This is a genomic window from Providencia lanzhouensis (genome assembly GCF_050469745.1).
GTDB lineage: Bacteria > Pseudomonadota > Gammaproteobacteria > Enterobacterales > Enterobacteriaceae > Providencia > Providencia lanzhouensis.
On the sequence record NZ_CP174123.1, the window covers coordinates 1,198,526 to 1,216,249 of the forward strand.

Below are 17,724 nucleotides of genomic sequence, written 5' to 3' on the forward strand. Positions count from 1 at the left end.
CGATTCTGTGTGATGCTTCAAATTTAAACAGGTCAAGTATAACGAAACTGAGAATCAATTGCAAATTCCTGCCTACTAAGTATACGCCACATACTCCGAATTAGATTGATAAATTTGTGATATCACCATAGAGAAAGTTATTTACTGTTTCCTTTAAATTTAACTATTTCAGTTGGTTAGGTTATAGATTATGAATTTGTATAACTATAACTAGTCCCTCAGGTTTGGCGACCTGAAAGCCTTAATTCTATGTGTGATGCTTCAAATTTAAACAGGATGAATTCTGTAGGGGCTAGTTGTATAGGTAAGCAGATTAGTCGCACATCTTTGATGTCGAAAGATATCTAAGGTGGTTGAACATGTTGAAATTAATTACATTAATTCTCGATCTAATGCGTTCAATTCTAGAATTGGTCGGATACTTCCTTTAGGAAGGGAGAAAAACCGCGTAAGCGGTTTTTCTTTTTATGCGGATATAGACATCTTTAAGTTAGCCAGAATGATGTTTTACAAAACATATTTACGGATCACTTCGGCGATACCGGGTTCGGTATTAACGCGAGTCACTAACTTGGCTTGCTGCTTGATTTCATCAACTGCATTTCCCATAGCAACTCCTAAACCTGCTGTGGTTAGCATACTTAAATCATTGAAATTATCGCCGAAAGCAACCACATCATTCATGCTCATGCCTTGGGCTTCGACCCATTCTTTCAGGCGCTGACCTTTGCTATTACCTTTGCGACCCACATCCACCTGATCTTCCCATGACCATTCGCAATCTAAGTCCAATTCTGACTCAATTTCACGAACAACATCGTGCAGGCGTTGGTGATCTGGCGAGGTAACTGCAAATTTCCAAATATATTCATACTGATTGAGCGCATGAGCGAAATCTTCGATAAATTCGAAAGTTGGACGCTGGTGTTGAGGTAAAGATTGCGCCCAATTTAATGTACGCGTCACACCTTCAGTTTTCGTGTGATACAGCATCGCGTTATCGACATACATTAAGTGTTGAATATCGGAGCCACGCAGTTTATCAATCAGTAAGGCGGCAGAATCGACCGTCATTGGGTTCGACTCTAAGACTTTTTTACCTAAATAGTCATACAGATAGGTACCGTTACAGCAAATTGCGGGGGTATCTAAGTCAAGCGTCTGATAAAACGGATGAATGGCCACATGGTGGCGACCTGTCACAATGATGACTTTTACCCCTTGTCGACGGGCTTCATTCAGAGCTTCTAAAGATTCGGGCAGAATTTTTTTCTGGTGATCAAGTAGCGTTCCATCGAGATCAAGGGCAATAACACGGTATGACATAAACGACTCCATATGATTTTTTCGGATTCATTTTAGGGCTTTATGATAACTGAAGTTGATTAGTGTTTATACACTAAACTGTGCGGCGCAGGTTTTTAGTGGTTATTGGGTTTTTAACCGTAATTTGGTTTTTTAGCGGCAATTTGATTTTTTTTCGGTATAGTCAGTCAATCATTTCATTCGATGATTTTACTATCAATCAAGGAGTCAGGATGGATCAGGTTGTTTATGTTGCCAGCCCAGAAACCCAACAAATTCACGTTTGGGCGATGAATCAAGTGGGTGAACTTTCACTACTGCAAACCGTGAGTACACCGGGGCAAGTGCAGCCAATGGTGGTGAGCCACGATAAAAAGTATCTGTATATCGGGGTCGGTCCTCACCTGAGTGTTGTGACCTATGATATTGAGGCTCAAGGTACATTACGTTTTAAAGCACAAACCTGTGTACCAGGAAAACCTGTGCATTTATCGCTGGATAATAGCGGTAAATTCCTATTTGTCCCTTCTTACCATCAGCACAATTTAGCCGTATTACCGATTGGTAGTGACGGCGTTGCTGGGGCTCCAATTCAGGTCATCGAAGGATTACGCCATCCGCATTCATCCCATATGGACGCTGATAATCAGCAGCTGTGGGTACCATGTTTAGGCGAAGATCATATTCGTTTATTTGATTTGGCAAACAATGGTTATCTTACCGAAGCCACCGCCGATCAAATCACGACAGCGCCAAAAGCGGGACCTCGTCATTTAGCGCTACACCCTCGAGAAAAAGTGATTTACTGCTTGAATGAACTGGATTCGACCATCAACGTTTATCATAAATTTACGCGTTACCGTGAAATGCAGAATGTCGCGTTGTACCCTGTGGGTAATCAGAGCCAGCGCTGGGCGGCGGATATTCATATCACGCCAAATGGTCGTCATTTATATGCGAGTGAACGTTCAGAAAGCTACTTAGCTCACTATCAAGTTTCTGATAATGGGCGCGAGTTAAGTTTAGTTGGACGCTACCCAACGCAAGCGCAGCCTCGTGGTTTTAATATTGACCCATCAGGGCGTTTCTTGGTGTCGAGCGGACAAAAATCCGATCATATTTCCGTGTCAGAGATTGACTCTATCACTGGAAAATTGACTGAATTAGCGTGTTATAAAGCCTCTGCGGGCTGTATGTGGGTGACATTCCGTTAATTGTTGATAAGCCTGCCGCTGTGTGAATAACCCAGCGACAGGTTTCATTACGCGGTAAGTACTTTTTCCATTGCTTGAGTTATTTTACTTAGCTGTTCTGGGGTAATAATATACGGCGGCATCACATAAATAAGCTTACCAAATGGGCGTACCCATACCCCTTCAGCCACAAAAAGTTTCTGCAATTCGGCCGTATTGACCGGCTGCTTCATCTCAATCACACCAATAGTGCCTAGCACCCGAACATTTTGAACACTGGAATAACGGGCAAGGGGAAGTAACTCCGTTTTCAGTTGCTGCTCAATGTTGGCAACAGTCTCTTGCCATGGGCTTTCTAGCAATAATTTCAAACTGGCATTGGCAACGGCACAGGCTAATGGATTTCCCATAAAGGTCGGTCCGTGCATAAAGCAGCCTGCTTCTCCATTACTTATTGTCTCAGCCACATGACGGGTTGCGATAGTGGCAGAGAGCGTCATATACCCTCCCGTCAAACCTTTTCCTAGGCACATGATATCAGGTGAAATTTCCGCATGCTGGCAAGCGAATAACTTTCCGGTACGACCAAACCCTGTGGCGATTTCATCCGCAATGAGCAGTAATCCGTAACGGTCACAAAGCTCACGAACGCCTTTGAGGTAATTAGGATGATAAAAACGCATTCCTCCCGCACCTTGAACGATAGGTTCGAGGATGATCGCGGCAATGTCCTGATGATTTTCGGCAAGTTGATGCTTGAGTGGCTGAAGATCATTTTCATTCCACTCGTCATGGAAACCACACTTAGGTGCGTCGACAAAAATATGGGGCGGTAAATAACCTTTGTATAAACCGTGCATCGAGTTGTCAGGATCACACACCGCCATCGCACCAAAAGTATCGCCATGGTAACCATGACGTAATGTGAGGATTCGCTGGCGTTTTTCACCGCGAGCTTGCCAGTATTGCAGCGCCATTTTTAAGGAAACTTCTACGGCGACTGAGCCAGAATCCGCAAGAAAAACACACTCGAGTGGCTCTGGGGTGATGGCAACCAGTTGTTTGCATAATGCAATGGCGGGTGGATGGGTAATGCCCCCGAACATCACGTGAGACATTTTCGCTAGTTGGTCGGTGACCGCTTGATTGAGCACTGGGTGATTATAGCCATGGATGGTTGCCCACCACGATGACATCCCGTCAATCAGTCTTCTACCATCTTCCATAATCAGCTCCGCACCTTCTGCGGCAACGATTGGATAGGCAGGAATAGGGTGGCTCATTGAGGTGTAAGGATGCCAAATGTGCTTGGCATCAAAAGCAATATCACAACTGTCCATTATTATCTTTCGTCAACTTTTTTTAGATCATTTAGTTGACATGATAATCGCAATATTTAAACTGGCAACAACTTTTTCAACTGGAGAGTTCCCGTGAGCCAACTAAAACAATGTTCAGTAAAAAACTGGACAATAAAACAAGCTAACGAACTGTTTTCAATGCCGTTTTTCGAATTACTATTTCAAGCACAGCAAGTACATCGCCAACATTTTGACCCGCAACAAGTGCAAGTGAGCACGTTGCTGTCTATCAAAACAGGGGCATGTCCTGAAGATTGTAAGTATTGCGCTCAGAGTGCGCGGTATAAAACAGGCTTAGAAACTGAGCGCTTGATGGAAGTCCAGCAAGTGGTTGAATCGGCGAAAAAAGCCAAAAATGCCGGTTCTACGCGTTTTTGTATGGGGGCTGCATGGCGTAACCCGAAAGAGCGTGATATGCCTTACCTTGAAATGATGGTCAAGGAAGTGAAAGCGTTAGGCATGGAAACGTGCATGACGCTGGGGATGATTGATGATTCGCAAGCGGGTCGTTTAGCGGACGCGGGCTTGGATTACTATAACCATAACCTTGATACCTCACCGGAATATTACGGCAATATTATCACCACGCGAACTTACCAAGATCGTTTAGATACGCTAGATAACGTGCGTAATGCGGGAATTAAAGTTTGCTCGGGTGGGATTTTGGGCTTAGGTGAAAAAGTCAGTGACCGTGCGGCATTACTCGTGCAGCTGGCTAACTTACCAAAACCACCAGAGAGCGTGCCTATCAATATGTTGATGAAGGTTGAAGGCACTCCAATGGCTGATAATGAAGATGTCGATCCATTTGATTTTATTCGTACCATTGCAGTGGCGCGGATCATGATGCCAAGCTCCTATGTGCGTTTATCCGCAGGTCGCGAACATATGAACGAGCAAACTCAAGCGTTGTGCTTTATGGCGGGTGCGAACTCTGTTTTCTATGGCTGCAAACTGTTAACCACGCCAAACCCTGATGAAAACAAAGATATTGCGCTGTTTAAAAAGCTGAATATCAACCCTGAACGTATCGAAATGGAAGACGGGGAAGATCTACAAGCAGCGAAACTGGCAGAAACACTGTTAACCGCTGACAATCCGCAATTCTATAATGCGGCAGTCTGATGGGTTGGACATCGTTTATCGATAGCCAATTGCAGAAGCGTAAAGACGCTTCTGCATGGCGTGAGCGCAGATGTATTGAAAAAAGCTCTGGTCGGGAACTCCATTTTCAAGGCAAAAGCTACCTGAATTTTTCGTCGAATGATTATTTAGGGCTGAGCCAACATCCTGAAATTATCCGTGCTTGGCAGCAAGGTGCGCAAGAGTATGGAGTAGGAAGTGGCGGCTCTGGACATATCACGGGGTTCACTCACGCTCATCACCAAGCGGAGCAGAAGCTGGCGGATTGGCTAGGCTATCCACGTGCCATTTTGTTTATTTCTGGCTTTGCCGCTAACCATGCCTTGATCACCGCGTTAATGACGGCGGAAGACCGTATTCTGGCTGATAAACTCAGCCATGCTTCTTTGTTAGAAGGGGCGATGCATTCCCAAGCCCAGTTACGACGCTTTAGCCACAATAGCGTTGATTCCTTAGAAAAATTAATCAGCAAGCCCCATACAGCGAAAACGTTAGTAGTGACGGAAGGGGTGTTCAGCATGGATGGGGACAGTGCACCACTTGATGAACTGCAAACACTGGCTCACGCTCACAATGCATGGTTGATGGTGGATGATGCTCATGGACTTGGGATCTGGGGCAAGCAAGGGCGTGGTAGTTGTGATGAATATGGTATTAAGCCCGATATTCTCGTGGCCACTTTTGGTAAAGCCGTTGGCGTTAGCGGGGCAGCGGTGTTGTGTGATGAACGCACTGCGGACTTTTTAATTCAAGCGGCTCGTCACCTTATTTACAGCACCTCAATGCCTCCAGCTCAAGCCGTTGCTATCTCGGCGGCGGTAGGCGAAATTCAACAAGCGGATGAACAGCGGGCTCAATTACAGCGCAATATTCACTATTTTAAGCGCCAGCTTAATTTACCGGATATGCATCTGGTGGATTCAAATACAGCTATCCAACCGTTAATTGTCGGGGATAACGAAAAGAGTTTGCAGTTATCACAATTTTTGCGCGAGAAAGGCATTTGGGTTCAAGCAATTAGACCGCCAACGGTTCCTCCGGGGAGTGCTAGATTACGCATGACACTAAGTGCTGCTCACCAGCAAGACGATATCGACAAATTATTGGAGGCACTCAATGAATTTGTCTTTGTATCATGATGAGACGAGTTTATCGCGAAATACGCAAGAAAAAGCCAAGATAGCGTCGGCATTTGGGCGTGCAGCCTCTCGCTATGATTCTCTGGCTAGCTATCAACAAAATAGCGGTAAGCAGCTGCTTAGCTTATTAGAAAGCCACGGGGTAATAGAGACGCCTATGTTTTCTAAACAGGTATTAGATGCAGGTTGTGGAACAGGGTTTTTTAGCCAAATTATCAAACAGACGGGAGCGCATGTGACGGCGCTTGACCTCTCTGCGGGCATGCTAGATGTCGCGCGAAACAAGCAATCGGCGCACTGTTATGTGTGTGGGGATATGGATACGCTTCCTTTTGAGGATGCCAGTTTTGATTGGGTATTTTCGAATTTGGCCATTCAGTGGTGCGATGATTTATCTCATGCTCTGGGTGAGTTATACCGCGTGACAAAGCCAGGAGGAATTATCGGTTTTACCACCTTAGCGGAGCACTCCCTTGGCGAGCTTTCGGCGGCTTGGAAAGCGTTGGATGATTCCCCTCATGTAAACCGTTTTTTACCCTACTCAAACATTGTTAAGAGCTGTCAGGGCTGGCGTAGCCAACTTTATCAACAAGCGGACACTCTCTATTTTTCGAACCTCATTGAATTACTTAATTCAGTGAAGGGAATAGGCGCAACTCACTTAACTGCGGGTCGCCAAGCGGGGCTGATGACTCGTCAGCGTTTGCAGCAACTCAGCTCAGTATATCCAAGTACTGAAAAAGGGCTGCCATTAACCTATCAAACTGTATTTGGAATTATTTATCGTGACTAAAACGTATTTTGTAACCGGAACGGATACCGAAATTGGCAAAACCATGTCGAGCTGTGCATTGTTACAAGCAGCTAATCTGCAAGGGCTAAAAACCGTAGGATATAAGCCAGTTGCTTCTGGTAGCGAAATGACCGCACAAGGTTTGCGTAATAGTGATGCACTACAGCTTCAAGCGAATAGCCGCGTCGTAGTACCTTATGAGCAAATTAATCCCATCATTTTTGAAGCGCCGACGTCACCTCACATTGTCAGTGAAAAAACTGGGCAGTCCATTGAGTTTTCCGTGATGACTCAAGGACTAAAACAGCTACAAGCACAGGCGGAATGGGTGTTAGTGGAAGGTGCTGGCGGTTGGTATACCCCATTATCTGCCGAACAAACCTACGCAGATTGGGTGGTTGAACAGCGGTTACCCGTGATTTTAGTGGTAGGTGTGAAGCTTGGGTGTATTAACCATGCGGTATTAACTGCGCAAGCCGTGAAAGCCTCAGGGTTATCGTTAGTTGGTTGGATTGCGAATGAAGTGGAACCCGCGGGCACTTATCAACAAGAATATCTCACTGCACTGAAACGGATGATCGATGCGCCATGCTTAGGGATCATCCCGCATATCAAAAGCCAATCTACCGATTCTTTAGGGCAATATTTAAACCTTTCCTATCTTTAAGATCCCTTAAAAATCTTAGTAAACCCGCTATACAATTAGGTATGGTGGGAGTACGCCTTTTACTTGTTTTCGCCGATCTTTTTTAACGTTAATGATCCTTTTTTTGTCAAGTTTCATAGGAAAAATACTAAGTAGTTTCCGTAAAAAAACAGAATATATTTCTTTTGTCACGAATGGAGAGTAAAAACACTTTCATCATTTCGCCATATTTCTGTCATTTTATCGCCAAACCGTAAAATGAGCATACTACGGGAGTGCATGAGGCGGAAGGGCTTCCAGAGTTATCCACTATTTCTGTGGATAACCTTGTGAATTAACATTCAAAAACCATTCTAATGCTAGATGACAAGCGGCTTTGCCTTTATTTGATGTGATTCTGGGCTTTTATGTAATTTTGTTTAAATACAATTAGTTAAATAAAAGCAAGCGTTCTATTTAGATTTGCGTTAAAGCCTAAAAGTCGAAAAGCATAAAATATCTCCTTTCAAAAAGGTCAAGTTTTATTTTGGGGATAACATTTTCGTAAACAGATTTCAACCTCATAAAAAGGAAATTTATCACCAGCACTTGAAGCTGGTTTTTTATCCAGTATCATAGGCGAGAGATTATTAAAGAGGCATAACTATGAGCAAGGATTTTAAACTGTATTCTGATTTTCAGCCGGGAGGCGATCAGCCTGAGGCGATTCGTAAATTAAGAGAAGGATTAGAAGATGGTCTTGCTCATCAAACCTTGCTAGGGGTTACTGGATCAGGGAAAACGTTTACAATTGCGAACGTTATCGCGCAAGAAAATCGACCAACGATGTTGATGGCGCATAACAAAACCTTGGCGGCACAACTCTACAGCGAAATGAAAGCCTTCTTTCCTGAGAACGCAGTGGAGTATTTCGTTTCTTACTATGATTATTATCAGCCTGAGGCGTATGTCCCCAGCTCAGATACCTTTATTGAGAAAGATGCCTCGGTAAACGAACATATTGAGCAGATGCGTTTGTCTGCAACCAAAGCTTTACTTGAGCGCCGTGATGTCATTGTTGTGGCATCGGTCTCTGCAATTTATGGGTTGGGTGATCCTGACAGTTATTTGAAAATGATGCTGCACTTGACTGATGGCATGATCATTGATCAGCGCTCTATTTTGCGCCGCCTTGCAGATTTGCAGTATACCCGTAATGACCAAGCATTCACGCGAGGAACATTCCGCGTTCGTGGCGAAGTAATCGATATTTTCCCAGCAGAATCCGATGAGTATGCATTAAGAGTTGAACTCTTTGATGATGAAGTGGAGCGATTATCGTTGTTTGACCCGTTAACTGGGGCTATTCAACATCGAGTACCACGCTTTACCGTTTACCCTAAAACTCACTATGTGACGCCAAGAGAACGGATCCTTGAGGCGATGGAAAATATCAAAGTCGAGTTAGCGGATAGGCGCAAAGTGCTGCTAGAGAATCATAAGCTCCTGGAAGAGCAGCGGATCACTCAGCGCACCCAATTTGACTTGGAAATGATGAATGAGCTGGGATACTGCTCAGGTATTGAAAACTATTCACGTTATCTCTCAGGGCGTGCACCGGGCGAGCCACCGCCAACATTATTTGATTATTTACCTGCTGATGGCTTGCTGGTTGTGGATGAGTCTCACGTCACTATCCCACAAATTGGGGCGATGTATAAAGGTGACCGTTCTCGTAAAGAGACTCTTGTAGAGTATGGTTTCCGACTGCCTTCTGCCCTCGATAACCGCCCAATGCGTTTTGAAGAATTTGAAGCTTTAGCGCCTCAAACTATCTATGTGTCAGCGACACCGGGTAATTATGAGCTGGATAAGTCGGGACAGGAAGTGATTGAGCAGGTAGTTAGGCCGACAGGGCTGCTTGATCCGCTGATTGAAGTACGTCCGGTGGCAACGCAGGTGGATGACTTACTTTCTGAAATTCGTATTCGCGTTCAGAAACAGGAGCGCGTGCTGGTCACCACACTAACCAAACGCATGGCGGAAGACCTCACCGAATATTTAGAAGAGCATGGGGAGCGAGTTCGCTATCTACACTCAGATATCGACACAGTGGAACGTGTTGAAATTATCCGTGATTTACGTCTTGGTGAGTTTGATGTACTGGTTGGGATCAACTTATTGCGAGAAGGTTTGGATATGCCAGAAGTTTCGTTGGTGGCTATCCTTGATGCTGATAAAGAAGGTTTCTTACGTTCAGAACGTTCACTGATCCAAACCATCGGTCGTGCAGCGCGTAACTTGAACGGTAAAGCCATTTTGTATGGGGATAGAATCACTAACTCCATGGAAAAAGCGATTGCTGAGACAGAGCGACGCCGTGCCAAACAGATGGCGTTTAACGAAGCCCATGGTATCACGCCTAAAGGCTTGAACAAGAAAGTGGGGGACATCCTCCAGATTGGTCACAAAGTGGGTGGTAAAGGGAAAGGGCGCGGTAAAGAGAGCATCAAAGATGAATCTCTGCTTAATGTTCAGTCCATGTCAACGAAAGAGCTGGAGCAGCGTATTTCTCAACTGGAAGCGCAGATGTATAAACATGCTCAAGATCTGGAATTTGAAGCTGCTGCGCGGGTTCGCGATGAGTTACAAACACTACGAAACCAATTTATCGCCAATTCGTAATTTTTAAAAATCGCTAAAAAATACGCTAATTTATTAAGTGCCTCTTAGCGCTGCAATATGCGGGTTAAGGGGCTTTTTTATGAATGGAATAAGTTAGTAAAGTTATTTATAACAACAAGTTAGCCTGTCAAGTAATTTGCGGTAATTAGGACTAACTTTTTCTCACACTTGCAAAAATATTGGTTAGTATCTCGTCATCTTATGAACCAAGACGAGGCCGAGATGGCGACCCAATCAATTGTAGCTCCTCATGATTCAACCTTTAAAGGCTTTATGAGCAAAGTGGATAATGCGCGGGATTTTTTTGAAGTCCATCTTCCTAATCGCATTAAGCACCTTTGCAATTTTGATACCTTGAAGTTAGCCAGCGCTTCATTTGTGGATAAAACATTGCGTTCTGGTTTTTCGGACATGCTCTACTCCGTGCAAACACTTATGGGTAAAGGGTATTTTTACTTTTTAGTTGAGCACCAATCTTCCCCTGATAAGCTGATAAGCTGATAAGCTGATAGGGTGGCGGATGATGCATTATGCATTTTGCGCGATGAATCAACACTTACAACAAGGACATAAAACCTTGCCGCTGGTGGTTCCCATCTTGTTTTATCATGGAAATCAATCCCCTTATCCTTATTCCCAATCATGGACAGATTGCTTTGAGTGGTCTGATTTAGCGCATGATTTGTATTGTAATCCACTGCCGTTAGTGGATGTAACAGTGGCAAGTGATGATGAACTTGTGAATCACCGAAAAGTTGCGGCGTTGGAGTTAGTTCTCAAACACTCATCCCTGAAAGATGACCTTATGGTGCTGTCAAAACGCTTAGCGCAGGTGATCCATGAGAACGAAAACCATCGCGACGACGTTATTTTAATCATCAACTATCTGTTTAGTGTGATGGATACGCCGACATACAAGAAGATAGTCAAAACATTAATAGAGAAAACAGAAGGATATCAGGAGACCGTTATGACAATTGCTGATCGATTAAGAAATGAAGGGCGAGAAGAAGCTCGACAAGAAGAGCAGGAGAAGGCCAAACAACGCACTTATGCCCAAGTTTTGACCAGCTTAAGTTTAGGTTTAAACATTGATGTTATTAGTCAAATTACAGGCTTATCCCCGACGGAAATCGAAGCAATGTATTAATACATAAAGAAAACTGAGTTCAGTGAGAAATTGAACTCAGTCATATTTTTAGTCGAATTTTCTTAGCGAGATTAAGCGTTAGCTAACTGACCTTTTGCTATTACCGATTGACGGTTACGCTCAAGTTCCAATGCGCCTAAGTGGGACAGCACACAGAAGATAATGCAGCAAACAATCCCCCCTAAGAGCAGATAGAAACCTGCATGCCAACCCATACGGTCAACCACGAAACCAAATAAGCTAGTACCTAATGTTGCGCCAAGGATATAGCTCATAAAACCACGTAGGCCGACGGCTGAACCAACTGCGAAGCTTGGCACGATTTCCATTGTTTGTACTGATGCTAAGAACTGAGGCACATAGATTAAGCAACCAACTACTGCTGCAAAGAAGGTGACGACAGCTAATGATTGGCTCTGCCAGTAACCGATGAGGCAGAAGAAAATCAGTGTCATACAAACAATAGCTAACGGCATTCTACGACCTTTAAATAGTTTGTCCGTTAACCAACCAGCTAATAAAGTGGATGGAATCGCTGCCCATTCGAAGAATAAAAATGCAACGCTCATCTGATCTTTAGAGAAGTTTTTCTCTGTCAGCAAGTAGATTGGTAGCCAGCTGATCACGCCGAAACGTACCATATACACAAAGACGTCAACGAAAGAGATATACCACGCATTTTTGTTTTTCAGTACATAGGTACAGAAAATTTGGAAGGCGCTCATATTCTCCGGTGATTGTTCTTTTTGCGCTGAAGTCAGGATCACTTTTTCTTCTGGCATCATTTGGTCAAGCGCAGGTAAACCCTCTTGTTTTGGGGAACCTTTACCTAATACCAACACAATTCCTGCAAATAAAATCGCAATACAAGCGGGAACCATGTAGCTCGCACTTTGCCAGTGCTCAGTGCCTAATACGGCGAAAGCAGCACCGACGATTGGGGCAACAATACCACCACCCACGTTATGAGAAATATTCCAGAATGCACCGATACGGCCACGTTCACGACGCGGGAACCAGTTTGCAATGGTGATAAATGACGGACCCACACCCATGCCTTGGAACATACCATTAAGCACTACAAAACCAACGAATAACCAGAATGCGTTACTAAACCCCATTCCGAAGTTGACAATGGCGCACAGGATCAAACCAAATGCCATAAATGCTTTTGGGCTGGCTTTATCGGCAAGGCTACTCATCACGCCTTTACTGATCCCGTAAGCAATGAGCATACAGCTAGTTAGTAGACCAATTTGGGTGGTACTTAAATCTAAGTTTTCTTTCAAATACGGGGTAGAGAGCGTGAAGTTGTTACGGACAATATAGTAAGCCAAATAACCTAAGAACACGCTGAGTAGTGCTTGAACGCGATAGCGTTTATAGGCGGCAGGAACTTTTTCTGGTGCAATTTGTTTTTTTGCCGTGGCTGGCGTTAAAAATGACAGCATAGGTTCACCTGTGAAATAGAGTAAAAAGAAATTCCCTGATGTTTTTTGTCGTTTTATTTCTGACAGACTCATCATGTTCTTGTTGAAAAAATATCGCAATATGAAGGGTTTGGGTCAAAATTGACCCAATTTTGTATAGTGACGAGTCAAATTGACCCATTCATAAATTAACGGGAATGGATTTCAAAAAACGCGCAACTAAGGGTTGATTTAATCGCGTAACAATGAGAATAAAGCGGGTAAGTTTTGTCGTGTGCTCATAAATCCGAAAAGGGTAAAATTTGTCTCAAATGCACTTTTTGACAAACTCACATTATTGTTACTTTCTTTGATATGAATCACATCTACCCAGGGGATGACTACGCTTATGAGACTAATAACACCAATTCGTCCACTGATAATGCGGCTCTGTTTTTTTATTATCTTGCTAAACAGCGTGGGAATTAGCCATGCGAAAAATGATGAGTTGGTGATAGCGACAACATTCTCACCCGAAGCGACACAAGCGATAGTCACGAATTGGAATGCGCGAGAGGATGCAATACCCATCCGCACGATTAATCGAACCAGTGCCTCATTAGAGCGCTTGTTAGATACCGATGCTTTGGAAAATGTCGATTTAATTCTGACCTCCTCGCCGATGCTGATGCACCATTTGCAGCAGCATAATCGGTTGAGTGCATTGCCGGATATTCCTGAGTATTCCCAGCGCTTAATTCCTGAATCTTTAAAAGGTTCCGTTGCTGCGGTGGCATTTTCTGGATATGGCATTTTGACCAACCGAAAGTGGATGGAGCAAAACAAATTACCCATTCCTAAGACATGGGATGACCTGACAAATAGCCAATATCAAGGCTCGTTACTGATAAGCAGTCCATCTCGTTCTGATACCTATCATTTAATGATTGAGTCGTTATTACAGCAGCGGGGATGGGAAGATGGATGGCGCATTTTACTGGGAATGTCGGGGAATTTAGCCACTGTATCATCACGCAGTTTTGGGGTAGCCGATAAAATCAAAGTAGGGCTAGGTGGGGCTGCACCGATTATTGATAACTACGCGAATGTGCTATTAGCTGACCCTGAACTTGAGTTTCACTATCTGCCTGATTCAGCCACATCGCCGACGTTTATTGCGATCACTCGCCATAGTTTAGCGCCAGAGAATGCGCGAAAGCTGATTGATTTTTTACTCAGTGAACAAGGGCAAAAAGTGTTTGCAGACAGCAGCACAGGGAAATACCCAGTTACTCCTCTTGAGGATGACAACCCTCGAAAAGCGCAGCAAAGCCAGCTATTAGATTCGCCTAAACCGCTGGATGTCCAGTTGGTATTACAGCGCCAGCGATTAGTTCAACAACTGTTTGATGCGGCGATCACGTTTCGTTTAACGGAATCGAAAGATGCTTGGCGTGCGGTGTATATGGCGGAAGCTAAGCTAAAGCACTCTTTACCAGAGGTTCGAGCGCTACTGACGGCGATGCCAGTCAGTGCGAAAGAAAGTGAAGATCCTGCTTATTATTCGCGTTTTGAAGATAATCGCAAAGCGGAAGAGGAATATATGCGCTGGCAGCATTTCTTTCAGGAACAGCAACGTCAAGCCATCAGTGTATTGGAAGCGATTAAATGAAAACATCGATAGTGAAATTGATGGGGCGCTTCAGTATTACGGCTATTTTACGTGGCGCCTTTATCGCGGGCGCTTTGATGACACTGATCGTCAGTTGCGTCAGCTTATATGCATGGCAAGAGCAAAATAAGCAGATCCGCTACGCACTTGGAGACTATTTTCCCAAAATGCAGGCTTCATTTTTGATTGAAGGGCAGCTAAATACCTTAGTCAATGAATTGAACGAATTTTTAAAAGCGCCAAATACAGCGACGAGATTACAACTACGCAATCAGATCACCGCACATTTAGCGCAAATAGCCGCTTTTAATCAGCAATTGAATGGGCAGGATCAACAGCAAATCTCTGTCATTTTGACCCAAAGTCAGGATCTTTTACAGCGCTTGGATAAGGCACTATATGCCCTGTTTTTAGCACGGGAAAAAATTAATACATTATCTTCTCGGATCAACTGGTTACATGACGATTTTAGTACGGAGCTCAACTCGTTATCGCAAGATATTAGCCTACAACAAGGCTCTTTACTGGACAAAATTGAGCAAGATCCTCTTCAAGCCAAAGGGTTACAAAGTCGGCTACGTAACGTGCAAGGAGAGTTGCAGTTAATTTATACACTGGCGCGTTTGGAAGAGCAGATCACCAATATTTTGACGGGGCGCTTGAAGGATATTCAAGGGGATGATGCTTTTGATGAGCCCATCGATGTTAACGGCTATGCCCGTTATTTAGGGTACTTAAAAACGAATTTAGCTGCCAATGAAGAGGCGTTGAATTTATATCCAAGTTCAGTGACGCTGCGTCAAACCATCGATGAGTTGTTAGATATCGGCCTTTCGGATAACCAAATGCTTGAAGTCCTGCAAAATTATCAAACGGCGAAAAGAGCCTTAAATGAAGCGACGACCGAAAAAGAGCGAATTTTGGCTGATTTTCGCTCTCAGCTTGATTTGCAACTTGGGAGCAGCCACTTTCAGCTACAAACGCTAAACCAGCGTTTAGCGAACATTATGTCGTGGAGTGGCACAATTATTATTATTACCGCAGGGTTGGCATTACTGTTGGTATTGCTGTTCAATATGCTGTTTATTCGTCCTCGTTTGGTCAAACGTTTTACCGCATTAAACCAAGCAGTGGCTCGGATCAGTATTGGGGATTTGACGACCCATATTCCTGTCGAAGGTCGTGATGAGTTAGGGCGAATTGGCACACTGTTACAGCGCAGTATTGCTCAAATTAATCAGCAGAAAATTCAACTAGAACAAGAAATTGCAGAACGTAAGGCAATAGAAGAAAACTTAAGAACCACGCAAAACGAGCTGATCCAAACGGCAAAACTCGCCGTCGTGGGGCAGACGATGACCACCTTAGCCCACGAAATTAACCAACCGCTAAATGCTCTCTCGATGCACCTGTTTATGGCGAAAAAAGGGTTACCAGCGCAAGATAATGACACGTCGTTGATGGCGATAAATAAGTCAGAACAACTTGTGGCTCGAATGGATGGCATTGTGCGGTCATTACGCCAATTCGCTCGTAAGCGTGATGATAATGAGCAATTACAGCCTGTGAATTTACGCCAATCAATTCAAAGCGCTTGGGATGTCCTGAAGCTTCAACATAAAACCCGCAAAGTGATATTAAGTTATCCGGATATATTGCCTAAGGTGCTGGGGGATGAAATTGGTATTCAGCAGGTGTTGGTTAACTTGCTCTCTAACGCGCTTGATGCCAGCCCCACAGAGGCAGAAATCACCGTTGATTACAGCGAAACCGCGGATAAGTTGCTGTTGACCTTGTGTGATAACGGGGCGGGGTGGCCACTGCATTTAGCGGATACATTAATGAAACCCTTTACGACAAGCAAAGAGATTGGGCTGGGAGTTGGGTTATCCATTAGCCAATCGATTATGCAGCAAATTGGTGGTGAGTTAAGAATCGCTTCTACACTGCGTGGAAATGGGTGTGTAATTTTAGAATTTAAAAAGGTATTTGAAGATGCTTGATGACAACCATGACATATTGCTGATTGATGATGATAAAGATGTATTGGAAGCGTATTGTCTGCTACTCGAACAAGCGGGGTACCGAGTTTATGCGTGTGATAACCCATTGACAGCAAAAGAGTTAGTTCACCGCGATTGGTGCGGCATTGTTCTTAGCGATGTGTGTATGCCGGAATGTTCGGGCATCGAGCTGATGACACTATTTCTCGCTAAAGACAAACATCTCCCTGTGGTTTTGATTACTGGGCATGGGGATGTGCCAATGGCAGTGGAAGCAGTCAAAATGGGGGCATGGGATTTTCTACAAAAACCCATCAACCCGGAATATCTTTTAGAGCAAGTCGCCAAAGCGTTGGCGGCACGGAAACAGCGTGTATTGCAGCGTCGGTGGGGCAAAAACCAATTGATGCTCAATTTTGTAGGGAGCAGTGAATGGTCTTTACAAGTTCGCGGGCAGCTTCAAGGGTTATCGGAAACTCTTGCCGCTGTGTTCTTACAAGGAGAGTTAGGGAGTGGGCGCACTTATTTAGCTCGCTATCTGCATCAAATTAGTACACTGCATCAAGCGCCATTGGTGATCAAAACATTATTAAATGAGCAAGAAGTTCCTGTTGAAGCATGGGTCTCTGAGGCGCGCTCAGGCACATTGGTGATTAAGAATATTGAGTTACTCCCTGTGAACCAACAGCGTTATTTGGTTCAGCATTTACAGCAAGACCAACGGGAATTTCGCTTGATTGGGATCTCGGATCAGCCGCTGCTTACTTTGACTAAACAGCAGCAGATTATTGCAGAACTTTATTATTATTTTTCATTAACTCAGGTGAATTGCTTACCGTTATCCCTGCGTAAAGCGGATATTCCGGTTTTATTCCAACACTATTTAGAGCTGGCTTGTACTCGATTGAATCAGAAATTGCCTGAACTGGATGAGTCTTTTATCAAAAAACTGAGTCGTCGTCATTGGCCTGGAAATGTAACGGAGTTAGCCAACGCAGCGGAGCTGTACGCGGTTGGCATTATGCCAATGGGAGAGACGGCAAATCCGTTATTAACGTCGGTAGCGCCAACGGCATTAGATCAACAAATTGAAAATTATGAACGGCAGATTATTACGGAAGCACTGAATATTCATCAAGGGCGAATTAACGATGTGTCGGAATATCTGCAAATGCCACGGAAAAAACTCTATTTACGGATGAAAAAGTACGGATTAGACAAGCACCATTATCGGACTTAAATTATT

General features: G+C 44.1%; 12 protein-coding genes and 1 pseudogene. 10 read left to right on the forward strand and 3 right to left on the reverse strand.

Translation table 11 applies throughout. From position 1 onward, the window contains the following. Nucleotides 1–507 precede the first annotated feature (507 nt). The gene (locus tag ACIH2S_RS05490; protein ID WP_036949795.1) at nt 508–1,326 is read right to left on the reverse strand and encodes a pyridoxal phosphatase; all 819 of its coding nucleotides are present in this window, start codon (nt 1,324–1,326) and stop codon (nt 508–510) included. Nucleotides 1,327–1,538: 212 nt separating this feature from the next. Between ACIH2S_RS05490 and pgl the strand changes: the two genes are divergently transcribed. After that, nucleotides 1,539–2,519, forward strand: coding sequence for a 6-phosphogluconolactonase (gene pgl / locus ACIH2S_RS05495; protein ID WP_196712261.1), 981 nt, complete (start codon nt 1,539–1,541; stop codon nt 2,517–2,519). 47 nt (nt 2,520–2,566) lie between these two features. Here the strand turns inward: pgl and bioA are convergent, their stop codons facing one another. Continuing rightward, the gene (gene bioA, locus ACIH2S_RS05500; RefSeq protein ID WP_108479391.1) at nt 2,567–3,838 is read right to left on the reverse strand and encodes an adenosylmethionine--8-amino-7-oxononanoate transaminase; all 1,272 of its coding nucleotides are present in this window, start codon (nt 3,836–3,838) and stop codon (nt 2,567–2,569) included. Nucleotides 3,839–3,997: 159 nt separating this feature from the next. Here bioA and bioB point away from each other — a divergent pair, with 159 nt between their 5' ends. The 6 genes and pseudogenes from bioB (at nt 3,998) to ACIH2S_RS05530 (ending at nt 11,394) form a co-directional block, all read left to right on the forward strand. Then, nucleotides 3,998–4,984, forward strand: coding sequence for a biotin synthase BioB (gene bioB / locus ACIH2S_RS05505; RefSeq protein ID WP_051422575.1), 987 nt, complete (start codon nt 3,998–4,000; stop codon nt 4,982–4,984). Beyond that, nucleotides 4,984–6,141: an 8-amino-7-oxononanoate synthase gene (bioF, locus tag ACIH2S_RS05510; RefSeq protein WP_108479392.1), complete on the forward strand. Its 1,158-nt coding sequence runs from the start codon at nt 4,984–4,986 to the stop codon at nt 6,139–6,141. Before bioB ends, bioF begins: the two co-directional genes overlap by 1 nt. After that, complete coding sequence (gene bioC, locus ACIH2S_RS05515; RefSeq protein WP_108479393.1) at nt 6,119–6,934, forward strand: malonyl-ACP O-methyltransferase BioC; 816 nt, start codon at nt 6,119–6,121, stop codon at nt 6,932–6,934. The genes bioF and bioC overlap by 23 nt, the downstream gene beginning before the upstream one ends. After that, complete coding sequence (bioD, locus tag ACIH2S_RS05520; RefSeq protein ID WP_036949783.1) at nt 6,927–7,601, forward strand: dethiobiotin synthase; 675 nt, start codon at nt 6,927–6,929, stop codon at nt 7,599–7,601. Before bioC ends, bioD begins: the two co-directional genes overlap by 8 nt. A gap of 624 nt (nt 7,602–8,225) precedes the next feature. Then, entirely contained in the window at nt 8,226–10,244 is a 2,019-nt protein-coding gene (uvrB, locus tag ACIH2S_RS05525) for an excinuclease ABC subunit UvrB (protein ID WP_036949781.1), read from the forward strand. 222 nt (nt 10,245–10,466) lie between these two features. Beyond that, nucleotides 10,467–11,394, forward strand: a pseudogene (locus ACIH2S_RS05530) (Rpn family recombination-promoting nuclease/putative transposase). 71 nt (nt 11,395–11,465) lie between these two features. Here ACIH2S_RS05530 and pgtP read toward each other — a convergent pair. Beyond that, nucleotides 11,466–12,845, reverse strand: a complete 1,380-nt coding sequence (pgtP, locus tag ACIH2S_RS05535) for a phosphoglycerate transporter PgtP (RefSeq protein ID WP_036949779.1) — start codon at nt 12,843–12,845, stop codon at nt 11,466–11,468. Nucleotides 12,846–13,245: 400 nt separating this feature from the next. Here pgtP and ACIH2S_RS05540 point away from each other — a divergent pair, with 400 nt between their 5' ends. Genes ACIH2S_RS05540 through pgtA form a run of 3 tightly spaced genes read left to right on the forward strand, consistent with a single transcriptional unit; the run spans nt 13,246 to nt 17,718 of the window. After that, nucleotides 13,246–14,475, forward strand: a complete 1,230-nt coding sequence (locus ACIH2S_RS05540; RefSeq protein ID WP_108479394.1) for an ABC transporter substrate-binding protein — start codon at nt 13,246–13,248, stop codon at nt 14,473–14,475. Next, entirely contained in the window at nt 14,472–16,478 is a 2,007-nt protein-coding gene (gene pgtB, locus ACIH2S_RS05545) for a two-component system sensor histidine kinase PgtB (protein ID WP_430248227.1), read from the forward strand. The genes ACIH2S_RS05540 and pgtB overlap by 4 nt, the downstream gene beginning before the upstream one ends. Next, a complete protein-coding gene (gene pgtA / locus ACIH2S_RS05550; RefSeq protein WP_430248229.1) occupies nt 16,471–17,718 on the forward strand; it encodes a two-component system response regulator PgtA in 1,248 nt (415 codons plus the stop codon). Before pgtB ends, pgtA begins: the two co-directional genes overlap by 8 nt. Nucleotides 17,719–17,724 lie beyond the last annotated feature (6 nt).

Excerpts from the sequence above, each read along its gene's own strand:
- pgtP (WP_036949779.1), bottom strand. The coding sequence starts at position 12,845 with ATGCTGTCATTTTTAACGCCAGCCACGGCAAAAAAACAAATTGCACCA.
- bioC (WP_108479393.1), top strand. The coding sequence starts at position 6,119 with ATGAATTTGTCTTTGTATCATGATGAGACGAGTTTATCGCGAAATACG.
- bioF (WP_108479392.1), top strand. The coding sequence starts at position 4,984 with ATGGGTTGGACATCGTTTATCGATAGCCAATTGCAGAAGCGTAAAGAC.
- pgtA (WP_430248229.1), top strand. The coding sequence starts at position 16,471 with ATGCTTGATGACAACCATGACATATTGCTGATTGATGATGATAAAGAT.
- ACIH2S_RS05540 (WP_108479394.1), top strand. The coding sequence starts at position 13,246 with ATGCGGCTCTGTTTTTTTATTATCTTGCTAAACAGCGTGGGAATTAGC.
- bioA (WP_108479391.1), bottom strand. The coding sequence starts at position 3,838 with ATGGACAGTTGTGATATTGCTTTTGATGCCAAGCACATTTGGCATCCT.
- ACIH2S_RS05490 (WP_036949795.1), bottom strand. The coding sequence starts at position 1,326 with ATGTCATACCGTGTTATTGCCCTTGATCTCGATGGAACGCTACTTGAT.
- bioB (WP_051422575.1), top strand. The coding sequence starts at position 3,998 with ATGCCGTTTTTCGAATTACTATTTCAAGCACAGCAAGTACATCGCCAA.
- uvrB (WP_036949781.1), top strand. The coding sequence starts at position 8,226 with ATGAGCAAGGATTTTAAACTGTATTCTGATTTTCAGCCGGGAGGCGAT.
- pgl (WP_196712261.1), top strand. The coding sequence starts at position 1,539 with ATGGATCAGGTTGTTTATGTTGCCAGCCCAGAAACCCAACAAATTCAC.
- pgtB (WP_430248227.1), top strand. The coding sequence starts at position 14,472 with ATGAAAACATCGATAGTGAAATTGATGGGGCGCTTCAGTATTACGGCT.